Annotated in this window: 14 protein-coding genes; 1 reads left to right on the forward strand and 13 read right to left on the reverse strand. The window is 73.3% G+C overall.

Annotated features, from left to right (window positions below; translation table 11 throughout):
- Nucleotides 1-72: 72 nt before the first annotated feature.
- From tmk to MXD60_RS11190, 5 genes are all read right to left on the reverse strand, one after another.
- Nucleotides 73-2,571 carry a dTMP kinase gene (gene tmk / locus MXD60_RS11165; protein ID WP_248818950.1) on the reverse strand — a complete coding sequence of 833 codons (2,499 nt, stop codon included), beginning with the start codon at nucleotides 2,569-2,571 and terminating at the stop codon, nucleotides 73-75.
- Nucleotides 2,571-5,831, reverse strand: coding sequence for a type I DNA topoisomerase (topA, locus tag MXD60_RS11170; RefSeq protein WP_518467741.1), 3,261 nt, complete (start codon nucleotides 5,829-5,831; stop codon nucleotides 2,571-2,573). The genes tmk and topA overlap by 1 nt, the downstream gene beginning before the upstream one ends.
- 507 nt (nucleotides 5,832-6,338) lie before the next feature.
- Nucleotides 6,339-8,678, reverse strand: a complete 2,340-nt coding sequence (locus MXD60_RS11180) for a sodium-translocating pyrophosphatase (protein ID WP_248818953.1) — start codon at nucleotides 8,676-8,678, stop codon at nucleotides 6,339-6,341.
- Between the two features lie 540 nt (nucleotides 8,679-9,218).
- Entirely contained in the window at nucleotides 9,219-9,743 is a 525-nt protein-coding gene (locus MXD60_RS11185; protein ID WP_248818954.1) for an ATP-binding protein, read from the reverse strand.
- Between the two features lie 40 nt (nucleotides 9,744-9,783).
- Nucleotides 9,784-10,125 (reverse strand): STAS domain-containing protein, encoded by a 342-nt coding sequence (locus MXD60_RS11190; protein ID WP_248818955.1) that lies wholly within the window; start codon nucleotides 10,123-10,125, stop codon nucleotides 9,784-9,786.
- Between the two features lie 355 nt (nucleotides 10,126-10,480).
- Here MXD60_RS11190 and sftH point away from each other — a divergent pair, with 355 nt between their 5' ends.
- Nucleotides 10,481-12,865, forward strand: a complete 2,385-nt coding sequence (sftH, locus tag MXD60_RS11195; protein WP_248818956.1) for a DNA 3'-5' helicase SftH — start codon at nucleotides 10,481-10,483, stop codon at nucleotides 12,863-12,865.
- 58 nt (nucleotides 12,866-12,923) lie between these two features.
- On the opposite strand, the gene MXD60_RS11200 is transcribed toward sftH, so the two are convergent.
- From MXD60_RS11200 to ssd, 8 genes are all read right to left on the reverse strand, one after another.
- A complete protein-coding gene (locus tag MXD60_RS11200; RefSeq protein ID WP_248818957.1) occupies nucleotides 12,924-13,172 on the reverse strand; it encodes a hypothetical protein in 249 nt (82 codons plus the stop codon).
- On the reverse strand, nucleotides 13,169-13,510 hold the full coding sequence (locus MXD60_RS11205; protein ID WP_248818958.1) for a hypothetical protein: 342 nt from the start codon (nucleotides 13,508-13,510) through the stop codon (nucleotides 13,169-13,171). The genes MXD60_RS11200 and MXD60_RS11205 overlap by 4 nt, the downstream gene beginning before the upstream one ends.
- Nucleotides 13,511-13,648: 138 nt before the next feature.
- Nucleotides 13,649-14,311, reverse strand: coding sequence for an Rv3654c family TadE-like protein (locus MXD60_RS11210; protein WP_248818959.1), 663 nt, complete (start codon nucleotides 14,309-14,311; stop codon nucleotides 13,649-13,651).
- Nucleotides 14,308-14,838 (reverse strand): TadE family type IV pilus minor pilin, encoded by a 531-nt coding sequence (locus tag MXD60_RS11215; protein ID WP_308222436.1) that lies wholly within the window; start codon nucleotides 14,836-14,838, stop codon nucleotides 14,308-14,310. Before MXD60_RS11215 ends, MXD60_RS11210 begins: the two co-directional genes overlap by 4 nt.
- On the reverse strand, nucleotides 14,816-15,067 hold the full coding sequence (locus MXD60_RS11220; protein ID WP_248818961.1) for a DUF4244 domain-containing protein: 252 nt from the start codon (nucleotides 15,065-15,067) through the stop codon (nucleotides 14,816-14,818). Before MXD60_RS11220 ends, MXD60_RS11215 begins: the two co-directional genes overlap by 23 nt.
- An 80-nt stretch (nucleotides 15,068-15,147) precedes the next feature.
- Nucleotides 15,148-16,506 carry a type II secretion system F family protein gene (locus MXD60_RS11225; RefSeq protein WP_248818962.1) on the reverse strand — a complete coding sequence of 453 codons (1,359 nt, stop codon included), beginning with the start codon at nucleotides 16,504-16,506 and terminating at the stop codon, nucleotides 15,148-15,150.
- Nucleotides 16,503-17,636: a TadA family conjugal transfer-associated ATPase gene (locus tag MXD60_RS11230; RefSeq protein ID WP_518467745.1), complete on the reverse strand. Its 1,134-nt coding sequence runs from the start codon at nucleotides 17,634-17,636 to the stop codon at nucleotides 16,503-16,505. Before MXD60_RS11230 ends, MXD60_RS11225 begins: the two co-directional genes overlap by 4 nt.
- Complete coding sequence (gene ssd, locus MXD60_RS11235; protein WP_248818964.1) at nucleotides 17,633-18,757, reverse strand: septum site-determining protein Ssd; 1,125 nt, start codon at nucleotides 18,755-18,757, stop codon at nucleotides 17,633-17,635. The genes MXD60_RS11230 and ssd overlap by 4 nt, the downstream gene beginning before the upstream one ends.
- Between the last annotated feature and the right edge of the window lie 264 nt (nucleotides 18,758-19,021).

A 19,021-nucleotide genomic window follows, 5' to 3' on the forward strand; every position in this document is an offset into this window, starting at 1 on the left:
CACATCATGCCCCGCGCCGGACACCGGCCCGGCGGGAAGGGGCCGGGACGGCGGGCTCAGACCGGTGCGGGCTCAGACCGGTGCGGGCTTGGCCGCGAGGGCGAGCTTGCTGGCCACCGCGGCCCGGATCTCGCCGTGGATCTCGTCCCGGGGACGGGTCGCGTCCACGACGAGGTAGCGCCGCGTCGGGTCCTGGGCGAGTCGGCGCAGGCCGTCGCGTAGCTGCCGCTGGTGGGCGAGCACCTCGTCGTCGATGTCCGCGGCCCGAACCGCGTCGTTCGGGGTTGCTGTGCCGTTCGGGGTTGCCGTGTCGTTCGGGGATCCTGTGTCGTTCGGGCTCGTGGGGTCGGTCAGGGCCGTGGTGAGGGCGTTCGCTCGGCGCATCCCCACCTCCGCGGGGAGGTCGAGCAGGACGGTCAGGTCGGGGACGAGGGCCTGCGTCGCCCACATGTTGATCATAGCGACGTCGTCGGCGCCGGTGGCCGGGCTGACGGGCTGGCCGGCGAGCGAGGAATCGGTGTAGCGGTCGGTCACGACTATTGCGCCCCTGGCCAGAGCCGGCTCGATGACCCGGGCCACGTGCTCGGCGCGGTCCGCGGCGGCCAGCAGGGCCTCGGTGCGGGCGTGCAGCCGGGCGGCCGGATCGAACAGCAGCGAACGCAGCCCGGCGCCGGTCTCGGTTCCGCCGGACTCGCTCGTGATGACAACCTCGCGGCCGTGCTCGGCGAGCCACGACCGCAGCATCTCCACCTGGGTGGTGCGGCCGGCGCCCTCGATCCCCTCGACGGCGATGAACAGGCCGGCGTGGCGGGGCCGCGTCGGCGTGGGCCGGCGTCCGCGCAGCGCGTTCCACAGCTCGGGCCAGACCGCGATCCCGGCCTGCTCGTCCATCTGGCGGTAGGCGAACAGGCCGACGGCCACCGCGAGCAGTCCACCACAGAGGAGCACGACGGTCACACCATCGGCACGAACGGTGATGTCCCCCCAGAGGTGGATGCCGTGCGAGCCGATGAGGCCGACCAGGCCGGGTGCCGCAGCGAGCACCAGCAACAGGTCGATGCGGACCAGCGACTGCACCAGCGCGAACGTGCGTCCCCGCAGTTCGTCGGACACTTCGGCCTGCAGCAGCGTGTAACCCGTGACCCAGGCGACGCCGGCGAACGCGCCGACCGCGACGACCAGGATGCACGCGATGACGAGGTTCGGGATGACGGCGACGACAACGAGGGTGACGCCGGCGCCCGTCACGCAGACGCCGAACAGGCGGGTTCTGCTGTAGTCGCCGAGCAGCTTCGGGCCGGCGCCCATCCCGGCGGCCAGGCCGACGAACACCGCGCCGAACAGCACGCCGTACGCCGAGTCGCCGCCGCCGAGGATCTCGACGTAGAGCCGGCCGAGGGCAATCACGCAGCCGGCGCCGGCGAACCCGCCCAGGATGCCGACGACCAGGCCGCGGACCAGCCGGTCCTGCCCGACGTAGCGCCAGCCCTCGGTGATCGAGGCGAGGAAGCCGGGCTCGGGACCGGCCTCCGGACGGGCCGCCCGGCCGATACCGCGCAGGCCCCAGATGACGACGGCCGAGCCGAGGAACGTCGCGGCGTTGAAGTAGAGGGCCAGGTCGACCGACGAGTCCCGGAAGAACGAGACGCTGGAGCCCAGCGTCCGCGAGATCGTCGAGAGCAGCGTGAAGATCGCGGCGGCGAGCGGCGCCGTGCCGTACGTCATGATCAGGCTGAGGGTGTTGGCGGCGGCGAGCCGCTCCCGCGGCACCAGGTGCGGGACGCTGGCGTCCTTCGCCGGCGCCCACACCAGTGTGACCGCCTCCACCAGGAACGACGCGATGAGCAGCCACTGCAGCGTGCCGATGATCGGGATGGACGCGAACAGCCCGAACCGGATCACGTCGGTGACGACCATGGTCAGCCGGCGGTCCAGGCGGTCGGCGAGCGCCCCGGCCAGCGGCCCGAGGATCAGCGCGGGCATCAGCCGGACGATCAGCAGCGTGCCGATCGCGTAGGCCTGCCCGGAAAAACTCGTCTGCAGCTGGGTGACCAGGGCGGTCGTGGCCAGCAGGCCCAGCCAGTCGCCAAGGCTGGACAGGCTGAGCTGGATCCACATCCGGCGGAACTCGGGGATGCGCAGGACGGCCCGGATGTCGCTGTCGTCTCCGGTCGCGCCGCCCGACCGGGGCGGCGGGGAGGGAACCGTCGTGACGGGGTGCCGGCTCGGAATGCGCCGCGCGCAGGAGCGACGGCGACCGGCCGTCTCCGTCCCGCCCGCGGGCCGGCGTCCCAGCCGCGAGCGACGTCCGGCACCTGCCGCGGGATTGCCCGGTGAGGCACCCGCCGGGGGGTCGGCCGGCCGGGAGTCGTCCACGGGCGCCGCAGGCCCGGCTGCGGCGTCGCCGTCCGGGACGCTGGCAGCGGGCTCGGCCGGCGAGCCCGCGGGGTCGGTGGCGGCAGCGTGCTCGGCAGCACTGATCGGCGCGACCGAGGCGGCCGGGAACGCCACGACAGGCTCAGCCCGCGCCGTGTCGGCCGATCCGTGGGACCGGCCGATCGGCGGGACCATCAGTCCGCCTGACGGGCGTCGTCACCAACCGCGCCGGTGTCGGGATCCGCCGCGTCGGACTTCGTGGCTGCGGCCTTTCCGGTGCTGCTCTTCTTCGCGGTGGACTTCGCCGCGGTGGACTTCGCCGCGCCGGACTTGCCGGTGGCCGTCCTGGCAGCGCCGGCCTTCGACGCGGCGGCCTTCGACGTCCCGGACTTGGCGGTTCCGGACTTGGTGGTACCGGACTTGGCGGTTCCGGACTTGGCGGTTCCGGACTTGGCGGTTCCGGACTTGGCGGTTCCGGACTTGGCCGGGGTGGACTTCGCGCCGGCGCGGGTGGCGCGCTTCGGGGCCGGTCCGCGGGCACGGCGGTCGGCGAGCAGCTCCGCCGCGCGCGCATCGCTGATCGTCTCGACGGCGTCGCCCTTGCGCAGGCTCGCGTTGGTCTCCCCGTCGGTCACGTACGGCCCGAAGCGGCCCTCGCGGACAACCATCGGCCGCTCGGTGGCCGGGTCGGTGCCCAGCTCGCGCAGCGGCGGTGTCTGCGCGGCCTGCCGGCGGCCCCGGGCCTTGGGCTGCGCGAGCAGCGCCAGCGCCTCGGCCATGGTGACGCTGAACAACTGCTCCTCGGACTCCAGGGACCGGCTTTCGGCGCCCTTCTTCACATACGGGCCGTAGCGGCCGTTCTGCGCGGTCACCTCCTCGCCGTCCTCGGCGGCGCCGAGGTTGCGCGGCAGTGACAGCAGTCGCACGGCGTCGTCGAGGGTCAGCGTCTCCAGCGACATGGTGCGCAGCAGGCTGGACGTGCGCGGCGGATCCGTGTCGGTGGTGACATACGGCCCGAACCGCCCGGCCTTCGCGGTGATGGTCGCGCCACTCGCCGGGTCCACCCCGAGCTCCCGGTCGCCGCTGGGCGCCGCCAGCAGCTCCAGGGCCCGCTCGACGGTCAGCTCATCGGGCGCGAGGTCGTCGGGAACGCTGGCCCGGCCCTCGCCGTGCTGGACGTAGGGGCCATACCGGCCGACCCGGACCACCACCGTGGTGCCGTCCTCGGACGCGCCGAGCGGGATCGAGTTCACCTCCCGGGCGTCGATCTCGCCCAGCCGCTCGCTGACCAGCGTCTTCAACCCCGGGTCGGCGACCGCGGCGGCGCCGTCACCACCACCACCGACGCCATTGCCGAAGTAGAAGCGGGTCAGCCAGTCGGTGGACGCCGCCGTGCCGGCGGCGATGTCGTCGAGGTCGTCCTCCATCGACGCGGTGAACCGGTAGTCGACCAGCCGTCCGAAATGGTCCTCCAGCAGGCCGACGACGGCGAAGGCGACGAAGCTCGGGACCAGCGCCGAGCCCTTCTTCCACACGTAGCCGCGGTCCTGGATGGTGCCGATGATCGACGCGTAGGTCGACGGCCGGCCGATCCCGAGCTCCTCCAGCGTCTTCACCAGGCTCGCCTCGGTGAAGCGGGGCGGCGGGCTGGTGCTGTGCCCGCGCGGCATCAGCGACCGGGTCGTCAACGGGTCGCCCTCGCGCACGTCGGGCAGGCGGCGTTCGCGGTCCTCGAGCTCCGCGTCCGGGTCGTCGGCGCCCTCGACGTAGGCGCGCAGGAACCCGGGGAAGGTGATGACCTTGCCGGAGGCGGAGAACTCGGCGTTCTCCCCGGCCGACGAGGTCGCGCCGAGGCGGATCGTGGCGCTGGTGCCGCGGGCGTCGGCCATCTGGCTGGCGACGGTGCGCTGCCAGATCAGCTCGTAGAGGCGGTACGAGTCGGTGTCCAGTTCGCCGCGCACCTCGCCCGGGGTGCGGAAATGGTCGCCGGCGGGACGGATCGCCTCGTGCGCCTCCTGGGCATTCTTGACCTTCTTGGTGTACGTGCGGGGCTTCGCCGGCACGTACTCCGCGCCGTACAGCGTCTGGGCCTGCGCCCTGGCCGCGGTGAGCGCGGTCTCGGACAGGTTCGTCGAGTCCGTTCGCATGTAGGTGATGTAGCCGTTCTCGTACAGCCGCTGCGCGATCTGCATGGTGCGCTGGCTGGAGTACCGCAGCTTGCGCCCGGCTTCCTGCTGCAGCGTCGAGGTCATGAACGGCGGGTACGGGGAGCGGCGGTACGGCTTCGTCTCCACCGAGCGCACGGCGAACGCCGCGTCGGCGAGGCGCTCGGCGAGTTCACGCGCGCCCTGCTCGTCGAGCCGGGTGACGCCCGCCGTGGTCAGCTCGCCGGTGGGGGCGAAGTCCCGGCCGGTGGCGATCCGGCTGCCGTCGAGCGCGACCAGGGTGGCCGGCAGCGGGGTGCGTTCCACCCCGGCGCCGGCCTTGCCGGCGGTCGGTGAACCGTTGCCGTCCGGGTCGGCGGCCCAGCCGTCGCGGGCGACGGTCGCCCCGAACAGGCCCTCGATGTTCCAGTACTCGGCGGCGCGGAACCGCATCCGGGCCCGCTCCCGCTCGACGAGGACCCGGGTCGCGACGCTCTGCACCCGGCCCGCCGACAGCTTCGGCATGACCTTCTTCCACAGCACGGGGGAGACCTCGTAGCCGTAGAGCCGGTCCAGGATGCGGCGGGTCTCCTGCGCGTTGACGAGGTTCTCGTCGATCTCCCGCGGGTTGTCGACGGCGCGGAGGATGGCCTGCGGGGTGATCTCGTGGAAGACCATCCGCTTGACCGGCACCGTCGGCTTCAGCGTCTGGAGCAGGTGCCAGGCGATGGCCTCGCCCTCGCGGTCCTCGTCTGTCGCGAGATACAGCTCGGTGGCGTCCTTGACGAGCGCCTTGAGCTTGCTGACCTGCAGCTTCTTGTCCGGCGTGACGACGTAGAGCGGCTCGAAGTCGTTGTCGACGTCGACGCCGAGCCGGGCCCACGGCTTGCCGCGGTGCGCCGCCGGGACATCGGCCGCGCTGCGCGGGAGATCACGAATGTGCCCGATGCTCGACTCCACCTGCCAGCCCGGGCCCAGGTAGGCGGCGATCGTCTTCGCCTTGGCCGGGGACTCGACGATCACCAGCCGGGTTCCCGACCCGGGACTGGGCTCGGCATCCTCGCTGGCGGAGCCGCTCGAACCGGCCGCCGCCGTTCGGCTGCCGGCCCGCCGGGTGGTCCGACCCGTCGCGGTCCGGCTCGGGCTCGGGGCGGCCTGGTCGGCCGTGCGCGCGGCCGGGGGCACCTCGGCCGAGGTCACGCTCGCGCCGGGACTCGGCGGTGCGCCGTTTGCCGCGGGCTCGCTGGCCTCGGCGACCGGTGCGGAAGACCGCGCGGTCGTCCGTGTCGTCGTCTTCGTGCGCGGTGGCACTTCTCTCCTCGCTGCGGCGTGCTCAATGCGGTGCCCGGTGGGCGAAGCGTAGGTCGACCCTCCGGAGCGTAGGTCCCGGATATGGCGGATGTTGCTCGGGCGGAGCGTGGTTCTGGTTCTCGCATGGTTCCGAACGGGCATCCGGCGAGTGCTGATCGGGCGGGCGGCGGTTGCCGGAGTGAGAGCGCCGCCCCGCCAGACCGTACGCCGCCGTCGGGATGTGCGGAGCTTCCCGTCCAGGCATCGCCGGGTGGTCCGACGCCTACCCCGGGTATTCCCGATCATGCCTCGACGGCCCGTCAGGGCCCGCACGACGGTGTAACACGGCCGCACCGGCCGCCCCAACTCCGGCCCGCCGATGACACCCTACGTAGTCCCACGAAAGCATGAAGTGGGCAGGGCGTGGCGACTGGATTCACGCACCGCGCCACCCACGCACCGTGTGCCGGGTCGGCCGATGCGGCTCCGCCGGCCCGGCCTGGTCTGCCGGGCCGGCGGGCAGCCTGATCAGGCGTTGATCTTCTCGGGGTCGCGTGGTGTCGGCTGCGCGACCGTTGGATCATCACCGATCGTCGAGCCTCGACGCCGGGACACAACGATCGCCGCCGCGATGGCGGCGACCGCGACGAGCGCGACCGCGACCCGCAGCGGCGTGTTGCGGTCGACTCCGACCGAGTACTTCACCACCGTCGGCGCGATCAGCAGGCTGACCAGGTTCATGACCTTGAGCAGCGGGTTGATGGCCGGGCCGGCCGTGTCCTTGAACGGGTCGCCCACTGTGTCGCCGATCACGGTGGCGGCATGGACCTCCGAGCCCTTGCCGCCGTACGAGCCGTCCTCGACCAGCTTCTTCGCGTTGTCCCAGGCGCCGCCGGAGTTGGCGAGGAACACCGCCATCAGGACGCCGCCGGCGATCGCGCCGCCAAGGAATGCCCCAAGCGGGGGATACCCGAGGCCGAAGCCGACCGCGATCGGGGCCAGCACCGCCAACGTGCCCGGGGTGATCAGCTCACGCAGCGAATCGCGCGTGCAGATGTCCACGACCGCGCCGTAGTCGGGTCGCTCGGTGCCGGACATGATGCCGGGCCTGGAGCGGAACTGCTTGCGGACCTCGAGCACCACCCGGCCGGCGGCCCGCCCGACCGCGTTGATCGCGAGCCCCGAGAAGAGAAACACGACAGCCGCGCCGATCACCAGTCCGACCAGGGCGTCGGGATAGGCGATGTTCAGCCCGCCGACGGTGCCGCGGCCGGCCTCCGGGCTTACGCCCGCCGCCGCGAGCGCGGTGGTCACGGTGTCCGTGAAGGAGCCGAACAGCGCCGTCGCGGCCAGGACCGCGGTCGCGATCGCGATGCCCTTCGTGATGGCCTTCGTCGTGTTGCCGACGGCGTCGAGGGAGGTGAGGATCGCGCCGCCGGCCTCGTCCATCTCGCCGGACATCTCGGCGATGCCCTGGGCGTTGTCGCTCACCGGGCCGAAGGTGTCCATCGAGACGATCACGCCGACCGTGGTCAGCAGGCCGGTGCCGGCCAGCGCCACCGCGAACAGCGCGATCGTCACGCTGCCAGAGCCGAGCAGGTAGGCACCGAAGACGGCCGCGGCGATCAGCAGCGCCGAGTAGACGGCCGACTCCAGCCCCACGCCGATGCCGGCGAGGATGTTCGTGGCGGGCCCGGTGTTGGATGCCCGGGCGATGTCCTGCACGGGCCGGCGGGAGGTCTCGGTGAAGTAGCCGGTCAGGACCTGGATGGCGGCGGCGAGAGCGACACCGATGAGCACCGCGCTGATCGCGATCACGCGGGGATTGCCCGACTGGGTGCTGGCGGCCAGCCCGGGAAAGCCGTCGAAACTCGTCGGGAGGTACAGCCACGAAACGATCACCACGCCGATCGCCGAGACCACGGCGGAGACGAAGAAGCCCCGGTTGATCGCCGACATCCCCGTGCGGTCGCCGGGACGCGGTGATACCGCGAAGATCCCGATCACGGCCGTGATGACCCCGACCGCCGGAATCAGCAGCGGGAAGACGAGGCCGCGCTCGCCGAACGCGCTGACCCCGAGGATGAGCGCGGCGACGAGGGTGACGGCGTAGGACTCGAAGAGGTCGGCGGCCATGCCGGCGCAGTCGCCGACGTTGTCGCCGACGTTGTCGGCAATCGTCGCGGCATTACGGGGGTCGTCTTCCGGGATCCCCTGCTCGACCTTGCCGACCAGGTCCGCCCCGACGTCCGCCGCCTTGGTGAAGATGCCGCCACCGACCCGCATGAACATCGCCAGCAGGGCGGCGCCGAATCCGAATCCCTCCAGGACCTGCGGTGCGGTGTCCCGGAAGACAAGGACGACGACGGCCGCGCCGAGCAGGCCGAGGCCGACGGTGAACATTCCGACGACGCCGCCGGTCCGAAACGCGATGCGGACCGCGGCCCGCTCGCCCTGCGTCATGGCTGCCGCCGCCGTGCGGGTGTTCGCGCGGGTCGCGAGCGACATCCCGACGAATCCGACGAGCGCCGAGAAGAGCGCTCCGATGACGAAGAAAACTGACCGCCCGACCTTGGCTCCGGTGTCGTCCGCCGGAAGAACAAGCAGCACGAACGGGATGACGACGACAAATCCGGCCAACGTCCGGAACTGCCGTCTCAGATAGGCGGCGGCACCCTCCTGCACCGCGCGGCCCACCTCCACCATCCGGGTGGTGCCGGGATCCGCGGCCAGCACCTCCCGTGCCAGGTAACCGGCCACGACGAGCGCGAGGGCTGCGACGATCGCCACACCGGCGACCAGGCCTAGGGATCCGCCACTAAGGTTGATTCCAGTGCTCTCCGACTGGAGGGCTTGGGTCGGGGACATGGCTCCTCCCGGTCTTCTCCGTGCGCCCTCCACCCCTGCCCGGATGGCCCGTCAGTGCCAGTTCGGTAAATGCGGACCGTACGGATAGAAGGTGGCCGGCCGCCGCATCGGGCGACGTCCGGGTTGAGATCCGTCGGATTCATCCCGATTTCGATGCATCCGGTGGCTCGTCCTGGGAGCACATGGGGAATCCCCGACGGTCGTCCAACCGTCCGCGAGATGCGGCGGAGTCTAATCACATCGATGTGACGCGCGCTGCTTTTTCTCTGGCTGACGGCGCGGTCGCCGAATTTGGGCTCTCAGGCCGGATCATTCGCGCAAACCACGGCAATCTTCGCCCATGCTGTTTTGTCGGGAATTTCGGCTTCCGGGCTATGTGTGGCGACATTCAGGCTCCGTCGCCGGTCATCGCGGAAGTCCGCCGCAGGGTCCAGGCTGGCCGCTGGCGGGGTTCGCCCGCGTCGAGGCCGTCAACGCGTGAGACGCAGATGCCCGGCCGCCGGTGACGGCGGCCGGGCGGTCGACCGCCGGTGTGACGGGTCAGGAGTGCTTGGCGAGCGCGGCGTCGAGGCCGAGGTGCCACGTCATGGCGACGACCGTGCCCACACCGTCGGGGCCGCGGGTGACCTCGACCTCGTCGACGAGTCCCTCGATGAGTGCGAGTCCGAGGCCGGGCGGAAAGCCACCACCGTCGTCGCTGTCATCGTCCGTCGCCGCGGCCCACCAGGGCGGATCATCCGACGTGGGCTCGAGGTCGAGCAGGGTGGACGCGGGGGCCAGCCCGCCGTCCGGTCCGGCCGCGACCTCGTCCCAGGTCCGGCCGCAGTCCGCGACCTTGATGGTGAAGGAGTCAGGCGCGTCGATGAGCGCCACGTGCACCGGGGACGTCGGCGCGTGCTTGCGGTTGACCCGCACCGCCCGGGCGCATGCTTCCGTGACCGCAAGTTTGATCTCGTCGGCCGCGCCGACGGGGATGCCCGCCCGTCGACTGACCGCCGTGGCGATCATTCGAGCGGTTCGGACGTGCCCGTCCAGCGCGGCGAACCGCAGCTCAACGGTGGGCATACGGCGGCCCTGCCTTTCCGAAGGCGTGATGTCCGGCTGATCACTCGTGGGCGGCGAGTGCATCCTCCACCGAGGAGTGGATCGGGAAGACCTTCGTGAGGCCGGTGATGCGGAAAATCTTGAGGATGCGCTCCTGGGTGCAGACCAGACGCAGGGAGCCCTCGTGCGCGCGAACCCGCTTGAGGCCACCGACGAGCACGCCGAGGCCGGTCGAGTCGAGGAACTCGACGCCCTCCATGTCGACCACGAGGTGGTAGGACCCGGCCGAGACGAGGTCGATCAACTGCTCGCGGAGCTTCGGCGCGGTGTACACGTCGATCTCGCCGCCCACCACGACGACCGTGTGGTTGTCTTCCTGGCGAGTCGTGAGCGACAGGTCCACGGATCCTCCTTGTATACCTCTGGCCGGCCCGGGCATCGGGCGACCGACATCACGGCGCCATTACCCTCCCATGAGAGGGATCAATCCGGTGGCCCGCGACACAGATCGCTGGATCCGAATCGCGGCGGCGCGGCAGAACGATGTCTGGTGGAATCTATCCCCGATCTTGTCTCCCCGGGGGTCGGTCGGCGGTCCCGCCCCGCGGTTGTGGTCCGGGTTGTTGGTCGGATGGTCGACAGTCGTCGGCCATCGTCCGACCGTCGGCGACCGGCGCGGGCCCGCGCGTCCGCCTGACCTGCCGCCCGGAGATACCCGCCTCCCTGCGGTGCCCGGCCCCCGCGACGGACGGCGCATCATGATCACATCCTGGTCACGGATATCCTCGACGGTCGTGGGTTCGCCGGCCAATATCGACGGCGCGGACACGGTCCTCGCCGGGCTGCTCCGCGATGTGCGGCGCGCCCGCTGCGTGACGCACGTGGAGCAGGTCCCGGCCCGGCCGGGACGGCATGCCCCCTGGCCGGAGTGGGTCGATCCGGTGCTGCGGACACGGTGGGCGGCAGCGGGTATCGACGAGCCGTGGAGCCATCAGGTCGCGGCCGCGCAGGCGGCTCACGCCGGCCGAAGCGTGGTGCTGGCGACCGGCACCGCCTCCGGCAAGTCGCTGGGCTACCTGATGCCCGTGCTGTCCCGCCTGCTGGCCGAGCCGACGTCGCGCGCTCTCTACCTCGCGCCGACGAAGGCGCTCGCGCACGACCAGCTCCGGTCCGTGCGAGCACTGCGCCTCGCCGTGCGATCCGCGACGTACGACGGTGACACCCCGGCCGCCGAACGGGACTGGGTCCGGGCGCACGCCGGCCTCGTGTTCACCAACCCCGACATGCTCCATCGCGGGATCCTGCCGCAGCACCGGCGGTGGGCCCAGTTCCTGCGCGGCCTTCGCTTCGTCGTCATCGACGAGTGCCATGGCTATCGGGGGGTGTTCGGCGCGCACGTGGCCGCGGTGATCCGCCGGCTGCGGCGGATCTGCGCGAAGTACGGCGCGAACCCGATCTTTCTGCTCGCCTCCGCGACGGTCGCCGACCCCGGGCTGTCCGCCGGCCGTCTCACGGGGGTCGACGTCGAGGTGGTCGACGGCGACGGTGCGCCGCGCGGGCCGATGGACTTCGTGCTCTACGAACCTCCGCTGCTGTGGACGGGTCAGCCGTCCCGAGGTGGCGGCGAGGACCCAGGCGAGCAGCACGGCGAGGGCGAGAACGGCGCGCCGGTGCGCCGCTCGGTCACCGCCGAGTCGGCGGACCTGCTGGCCGATCTTGTCGCCGATGGCGTCCGCACGCTGGTGTTCGTGCGGTCCCGTCGGTCCGCCGAGGTGATCGCGGTGACCGCGCGCCGTGAACTCGGCCGGGTAGCGGCGGACGTCGCGGATCGGGTCGCCGCCTACCGGGCCGGCTACCTGCCAGAGGAGCGCCGTGAGCTGGAACGACGGCTGCGGGCCGGCGACCTGCTCGGCGTCGCGGCCACCTCGGCTCTGGAGCTCGGGGTGGACATCAGCGGCCTCGACGCGACGATCACCGCGGGCTTCCCGGGCACCCTCGCGTCGCTGTGGCAGCAGGCGGGCCGTGCCGGTCGAGACGGGCAGCGGTCCCTGGCGGTCCTGGTCGCCCGGGACGACCCGCTCGACACCTACCTCGTCCACCATCCTGAGGCGGTGTTCGGCCGCCCGGTGGAGGCCAGCGTCTTCGACCCGGAGAATCCCTACGTCCTGGCCCCCCAGCTGGAATGCGCCGCCGCCGAGCTCCCCCTCGCCGAGGGCGACCTCGAGCTGTTCGGCCCGACGACCGCGCGGGTTGTCGACGACCTGGTCCGCCGCGGTCGGCTACGGCGGCGCGCCACCGGCTGGTTCTGGACCCAGCGGTCCCGGCCGGACGTCGACATCCGGGGAACCGGCGGCCCGCCGGTCCGCATCGTCGAGTCGGCCACCGGGCGACTGCTGGGCACGGTGGACGCGGCCGCCGCCCACTCCGCGGTGCATCCCGGCGCCGTCTACCTGCATCAGGGCTCGAGCTTCGTGGTCGACGACCTCGACCTGCTCGATTCGGTGGCATTCGTGCGCGAGGAGTCGCCCGAGTGGACGACGATCGCGCGGGAGCACACCGACATCCGCATCGTCGAGTCGACCCGGGAGCGGATCCTGCAGGACGTGGCGGTGCACCTGGGGGTCGTCGAGGTCACCAACCAGGTGGTCGGGTACCAGCGTCGGCTGCTCGCCACGGGCGAGGTGCTCGGCCAGGAGCCGCTGGACCTGCCGCCGCGCCAGCTGCGGACCCGCGCCGTCTGGTACACGGTCACCGACGTGCTGCTCGCCGACGCCGGCATCGAGGCCGCCGACGTCCCCGGTGCGGTACACGCCGCGGAGCACGCGGCGATCGGCCTGCTTCCCCTGTTCGCGACCTGCGATCGCTGGGATATCGGCGGGGTGTCGACCGCGCTGCATCCGGACACGGGCCGGACGAGCGTGTTCGTCTACGACGGTCACGCCGGCGGCGCGGGTTTCGCCGAGCGGGGCTTCCTGCGGGTCGGTGGCTGGCTGGCCGCGACCCGGGACGCGGTACGCGCCTGTGAATGTCCGGCTGGCTGCCCGTCGTGCGTCCAGTCGCCCAAGTGCGGCAATGGCAACGAGCCACTCGACAAGGCAGCGGCGTGGCGGTTGCTCGCTGCGGTGACCGCCGCGCTCGACTGAAGCGCGGGTCACCTTGCGGACGCGGATCAACCTGCGCCCGTGCGGTTCCGCCGCCTCCTCATGAGGGTAGGCCGAGCCCAGCGGCTTTTCGTGGCCGGTCCCGCACCCATGGATGGTTCTGGAGGTCCCGGTGGTAACCGTCGGTGTCGTGGTGTTGCTGGTGGTCGGCGTTCTTGGCGCTGACCTCGTCCTCGAGAACAGTGGCCACACAGATGTAATGATCATGGGGCAGTCCCTTTCCTTCGATATCTGGGGCCTGTTCCTGCTGGGCCTGGCTGCGGGGGTACTCGCGGTCGCTGGCGTTCATCTGCTCGGATACGGCGTGGCGCGGGACCACCAGCGGCGGAAGATCCAGCGGCAGCGGGAGCGGGAGCTGGCCGCGGTGAGCCGCCCGGCCCCCGCACCGACCCCCGCGGTGGCGGCGTCCGCGGCTGCGAGCGCCGCCCCGAACGCCACCGCCCCGAACGCCACCGCCCCCACGGCTCGCACCGCGACGGCCCCGATCGCCGCGCCTGCGAACCCCGCCCCGCGCCGCGCCGCGGCTCGGGCGGGCACGCCGGCAGGGGCGTCCGCCACGGCCGTTCCCAGCACGTCGAAGCCGGCTGGAGCTCCCACGCCGACGGCGGCCACGGAACCGCTCGCCACCACGGCCGCGTCCGCCGACAAGCGGCCCGTCACCGCGGCGGCAGCGGATCGCCGAGCCACCGGCGCGCGCGACCAGAGCGAGCGGTCCGGCGTGAACATCGCGAAGGCCCGCGACACCGGAATCCAGAACGCGGAGCCTCACGACACCCGCTCCGGGGACGCCTCCGACGGTCGGTCCGCCGTACGAGTTCCCACCCCGGCGCGATCCGACTCCAAGCCGGCGGTCTCCGCGCCCTCGCCGCAGCCGGTCTCCCACCCGCGCCGCGGCGACCGGATCGTCGCCAGGGTGGCCGATCTGCGGCGCCGCGGCGACGACGAGGCCGACGACCGCACGGCCGCCCGATCCGCCGACGTGCGGTCCTGACCAACCGCCTGAACGGGTTCCGGCTGGTAGGCGCCGCCCGCGCGGCCCCACGGCCCGGCGCGGGCGTGGCCGATCACCTCGGCTCGCACGCCGATCACCGCCGGCAGCCGGACCCGAACGGCCACCTCGACCGCGTCGGCGACGATGTGACAGCTGACCAGCCGCCCGCCGTTGGCAGCGCTGACCCGAGCGGCCACCGCACACACCGAGCCCTCGTCCGCGGGTGGCGTGCCGGCCGCGGACAGTGCGGCCAGGTCAGCGGCGCCGGCGGCCCGCTGCCGAACGCCGCCGATCACCGTGACGGTGAACGCGACGCCGGCCAGGGACAGCAGGGCGAACATCATCGCGAGCAGCCACACGGTCGCCGAGCCGCCGTCGCGGTGCTCTGCCGCAGCGCCGGGCGGGACGCTCCCGCCCGCGCGCGCAGCCGTGGTCACGACGGTCCGGGGCCGCCGCAGGGCGCGGCGGGGCAGCTGGGTGGTTCGGCGGGGGCTTCGGTGGCGGTGGCGGCGGATGTGGCGGCGTCGGTCGGGGGGCTCTCGACGACGGCGGCCTCGTCCGGAACGACGGCACGCGCGGACACGACCAGGTCGGGGACGAACCTGTCGAGACCGGGCCGGCCGAGCCGGGTCGACACCTCGACATCGACCAGACCTTCATGGCGTCGGAGCCGAATGTCGGCACGCGGCGGCGCGGCTCGGGCCACTGCGCGCGTCACCGTCGAATCCGATTCGCCGCGGGCCGCCAGCCGGGCACCGACTCGCGCCGCGTCCGCGCAGCGGGCCTGACCGGACACGGCGCCGAGCAGCCAGGCCGCCACGAAGAAGGCCGCGAACAGCGACGGCAGTCCGACCGCGAGTTCAGCGGTCGCCTGGCCACGGTCCGCCTGGCCACGGTCCGCCTGGTCACGGTCCGGCCGGCGTCGGGTGCCGCATAGCTGCCTAGAACGACACGGACAGTGCACGCTGCACGACCGAGGAGATCAGCGAGTGGGTCGCGGCGCTCGACACCACCGCGTAGAGGACGCCAGCGAAGGCGACTGCGGCCAGCGTGCCCACCGCGTACTCGGCGGTGGACATGCCGTGGTCGGGTCGAGTGCCGGACCGCCGCGCGGACAGGGCCCGGCGCAGCGCGGATCGGATCCGCGGGCGGCGCGGGAGGGCGCCGAAGGACGGAAGGTCGAACGGCAGCATCACGGTGGCACCTCCGGGTTGGGAGCGGGACGCGCGCGAGGGCGCGGGAGGCCATCGGGAGCCCGGCGGACGGGGCTCGCTCAGGCGGGCAGCAGGCCGGGAAGGGAGCCGAGCACGACGGGCACGACTCCGAGCAGCAGAAAGGCGGGCAGGAAGCACAGGCCGAGCGGCGCGACGGCGAGCACACCCGCCCGCCGCGCCGCCGCGATGATCTCGGCGTGCGCGTCGTCCCGGGCGCGTTCGGCGAGGCGGGTCAGCGCGGCTGCCGGTTTCGCACCGGAGGTCTGTGCCCGCTCGAAGGCCGCGACCGCCGCGCCTGCTACCGCCGGCCAGCGAGAGGTGGACGGGTGAGGCCGTCGCAGCAGCCGGGCCAGCGGATCGGACCTCCGGGTGGAGACGGCGGCGATCAGCGGCGCGCAGGCGGCGGCGACGTCGGCGCTCGCCGCGAGGGCGCTGGCGGCGCCGCGCAGCTCCCGGCCCAGCACGCCGCCGGTGGCGGTGCCGACGGCGGAGAGTCCTGCGCCGACGGTCGAGCCGCCGCGTAGGCAGACGGCGATCAGATCCAACGCGAGAGGCAGATCGGCGATCAGCTGCGACCGTTCGGCGGCCGGGCTGGGCCGCGGGCGTGACCCGGCTGCGTCGAGGGCAACCGGAGCGGCCCGCCGTTCCACTCCGTCCGCGAACGCCCGCAGCCAACGTAGGCCGGCGAGGTCGGCGAGTCCGCCGACGACGAGGCAGGCGATGCCGCCGGGGGTGGCCACCAACGCGTGCAGCGGGGCGGCCCCGGCGAGTGATCCCAACGCGAGGCCGGCCAGCGGCAGGGCGGCGACCAGCCGCCCGGAGGCCCGCGGACCGGCCAGCGCCGCGGACAGCTCGCCTGCCCGCACGGCGTCCGCCCGGGCCAGGGTGGCCAGCATCGCGGCGACGGGTGAGAGCCGGGCGCCGGCCCGGGTGCAGACCTGGTAGGCGATGCCCAGCTGCCGCACCGCGGGTGCCTCCATCCGGTGCAGCACGGCGCCAGGGTCGTCCGTGCCGGTCAGCTCGACGTCCAGCCGGTCGAGCGGGATCCAGGCGGACGCGGAGTCAACCGTGGTGTCGAGATCGCCGAGGCTGCCCGCCGCAACCCGCAGCGCCGGCCCGGGTGGCACGCCGGCGTCGAGCTCGGCCGCGAAGGCCGCGAGAAAGTCCTCGGCGTGCGCCCGCACCGCGACCTGCCGCCGCCGCTGCCTGCCACGCCGCGAGGCACGAGTGAGGCAGCCGCCGGCGACGGCCACGACTCCCGCGACGACGGGCCCGGCGAGCAACACCGCCGCGCCGATGATCAGAAGGTGGCCGAGCGGCGCGAGGACTCCCGAGCGGCCCGCTCCGCGGCGGGGCCGGCGCCAGCCGGACCCGCGGTGAGACCCGGCGCCGGCCGACCCGGGCGAGCTGGCGTTCACGCCGATCGTCCCGCGAGCGCGGACGCGGGCAGCGCGACACCGCGGGCGTTCAGCAGGCGGCGCAGCAGTGGCAGGCCCGGCGCGGCCACCGGGTCGTACCGCCGCGGGCCGTGGCGGCCGGCGGCCACGGGCGGCGTGATGAGCGCGGGCACGACCCGCACCAGCCCGTCCGACGCTCGGTGGAAGACGCCGATCGCGTGGACGCGACGGCGCCCGTCGGGGTCCCGGGTCAGGTGAACGGCGGCCTGCAGGGCCGCCGCGACATGGCTGTGCAGCGCCGCACGGGACAGCCCGGCGAGGGCGGCGAGTGCTTCCAGCCGGGTGGGCACCGAACGGGTGTCGTTGGCGTGCACCGTGCTCAGGCCACCCTCGTGGCCGGTGTTGAGAGCGACGAGGAGGTCGAGCACCTCGGGACCGCGCACCTCGCCGACCACCAACCGGTCCGGACGCATCCGCAGCGCCTGGCGGACCAGGTCGCGCTGGGTGACCTCACCCGCGCCCTCGATGTTGGGCGGTCTGGCCTCGAGCCGGACCAGGCCGGGCCGGGTCACGACGAGTTCCGCGGTGTCCTCCACGAGGACGATGCGCTCGGTTGGCCGCACCGCGCCGAGCAGGGCAGCGAGCAGGGTGCTCTTACCGGTTCCGGTTCCGCCGGTGACGACCGCCGCGAGGCGTGCGGTGAGAACCGCGTGCAGCACCGCCGCGACCAACGGGCTGATCGTTCCGGCCAACACCAGCTCGTCGAAGGTGAACGGCCGCCTGCTGGGTCGGCGCAGGGACAGGCATGTGCCCCGCACGGCCGTGGGCGCGAGAACGGCGTGCATCCGCGTTCCGTCCCGCAGCATGACGTCGGCGAACGGCATGGCCGCGTCCAGACGTCGCCCGGCGGCTGCGGCCAGCCGGACGGCGAGGCGGCGGACCGATTCCTCGTCGGCGAAGGCGACCGAGGTGCGCAGCAGCTTGCCCCGCCGTTCCACCCAGACCTCGTCGGGCCCGTTGACCAGCACATCGGTGACGTGCGGGTCAGCGAGGAACGGATCAAGTGGACCGGCCGAGGCACCCTCGGCGGGCCCGACGTCCGTCGAGGCGGCCGGTTCCGCGGGCGGCGCGCCGCCGCGGCGCCCGCTCACGACCACTCGCCGGACTCGACGGGACCGTCGAGGATTCCCAGCCGGGCCAACAGCCGGTCGCCGAGGGGCGGGACGGGGGTCGTCGGCGGTTGTTGCGCCTGCGACGAGCGGTCGCCCTGCACCGGGACCGACCCGGCCGGTTCGCCGCCGTCCGTGATCACGCCGGCGAGGGGGGTGCCCAGCAGTTCGCCGACCTTCGCCGGAGCGAGTTCCACGGCGGCGACCGTCCGCACGACGGCACGGACGTCGCCGCACCGGCGCCGCACGGCGGAGCAGACCCGGCGGGCCGTCGGGATCGACGGGGGATCGGCCCGCAGCACGACCAGCGTGGTGCGGCAGGTCTCGAGGGCGAGCGCGGCGGCGGGGTCCGGCTGCCAGGGAAGATCGACGACCACCAGGTCCGCTGTGGCTCTCGCCGTGGCCAGCAGGGTCTCCATGGCCGCGGTGGGGAGTTCGGGGCCGCACTGCTGATCCCAGTAGACCACCGACAGCTCGCCGTACCGACCGGACGCGGTCCCGGGCGAGGGCGGGCGGGCGGCGGGCCGGGGGGCGCCTTCGACCGTCGGCATCAACCGCGCGAACGCCGTTCCGAGCCCGCCGCCACGTGGATCGGCATCGACGAGCATGGTGTCCAGCCCGTGGCGCTGACCCGCGAGAGCGAGCGCGGCGGACAGCGTCGACGCGCCGCTGCCGCGCCGGCCGGCGACCACGCCGATCGTCGTTGCCGCGCGCCGGGTCGGTCCGCCGAACTCGGCCAGTATCCGCACCAGCCAGGATTCGGCCGCGGGAAGGAAGACCACGTGATCGGCGCCGAGCCGGGTGCCGGCCGACCAGACGCTGCGGTCCTCGACCCGGGTGCCGACGAGCACCACGCGCGGCCGGGGCGGAAGGCCGGCGGCGATGCAGGCCTGCGCACGGTCCATGCCGACGACGACCAGCGGTGCGTGCGCCCAGGAACGGCGTACCGCGGCCGGATCGGCAGCGACCGTGGCGTCCACGCCGGCCGCGTCGGCGAGGCGAAGCAGGTCGTCGAGGAGGTCCGGGGCACCGGTCACGAGAAGGGGCCGGTCGGCGGGGCCGCGGGCTTCTGCGGCGGTCAGCAGGGGCGGGGCGGGGGACATGGCGGCCTCGATTCCCGGTCGGTTGGGAGACGAGGCCCACCATGCGCCGACGGGGGCCCTGTGGATGAGCGCCATCCACAGGGCCTGATCGTGGTCCAATGGAGGATTCGAGGCTGATCGCGTCGAGCGGGCCGGGTGAAGCGCCGGCCGGTCCGTGGGCGGTCGGCGAGGCGGTCTCGAAGGGGGTGAGGCCGCCTCGCGGACGCGGCCCGCTGGCCCCGGCAGTAGGAGAAGCTACCCAGCCCCGACCTGATCAAAACGGAC

Origin of the sequence: Frankia sp. AgB32, assembly GCF_023243045.1 — a bacterium.
In the GTDB taxonomy this organism is placed as follows: domain Bacteria; phylum Actinomycetota; class Actinomycetes; order Frankiales; family Frankiaceae; genus Frankia.

Excerpts from the sequence above, each read along its gene's own strand:
- tmk (WP_248818950.1), bottom strand. The coding sequence starts at position 2,571 with ATGGTCCCGCCGATCGGCCGGTCCCACGGATCGGCCGACACGGCGCGG.
- MXD60_RS11180 (WP_248818953.1), bottom strand. The coding sequence starts at position 8,678 with ATGTCCCCGACCCAAGCCCTCCAGTCGGAGAGCACTGGAATCAACCTT.
- MXD60_RS11185 (WP_248818954.1), bottom strand. The coding sequence starts at position 9,743 with ATGCCCACCGTTGAGCTGCGGTTCGCCGCGCTGGACGGGCACGTCCGA.
- sftH (WP_248818956.1), top strand. The coding sequence starts at position 10,481 with ATGATCACATCCTGGTCACGGATATCCTCGACGGTCGTGGGTTCGCCG.
- MXD60_RS11200 (WP_248818957.1), bottom strand. The coding sequence starts at position 13,172 with ATGAACGCCAGCGACCGCGAGTACCCCCGCAGCCAGGCCCAGCAGGAA.
- MXD60_RS11220 (WP_248818961.1), bottom strand. The coding sequence starts at position 15,067 with ATGCTGCCGTTCGACCTTCCGTCCTTCGGCGCCCTCCCGCGCCGCCCG.
- ssd (WP_248818964.1), bottom strand. The coding sequence starts at position 18,757 with ATGTCCCCCGCCCCGCCCCTGCTGACCGCCGCAGAAGCCCGCGGCCCC.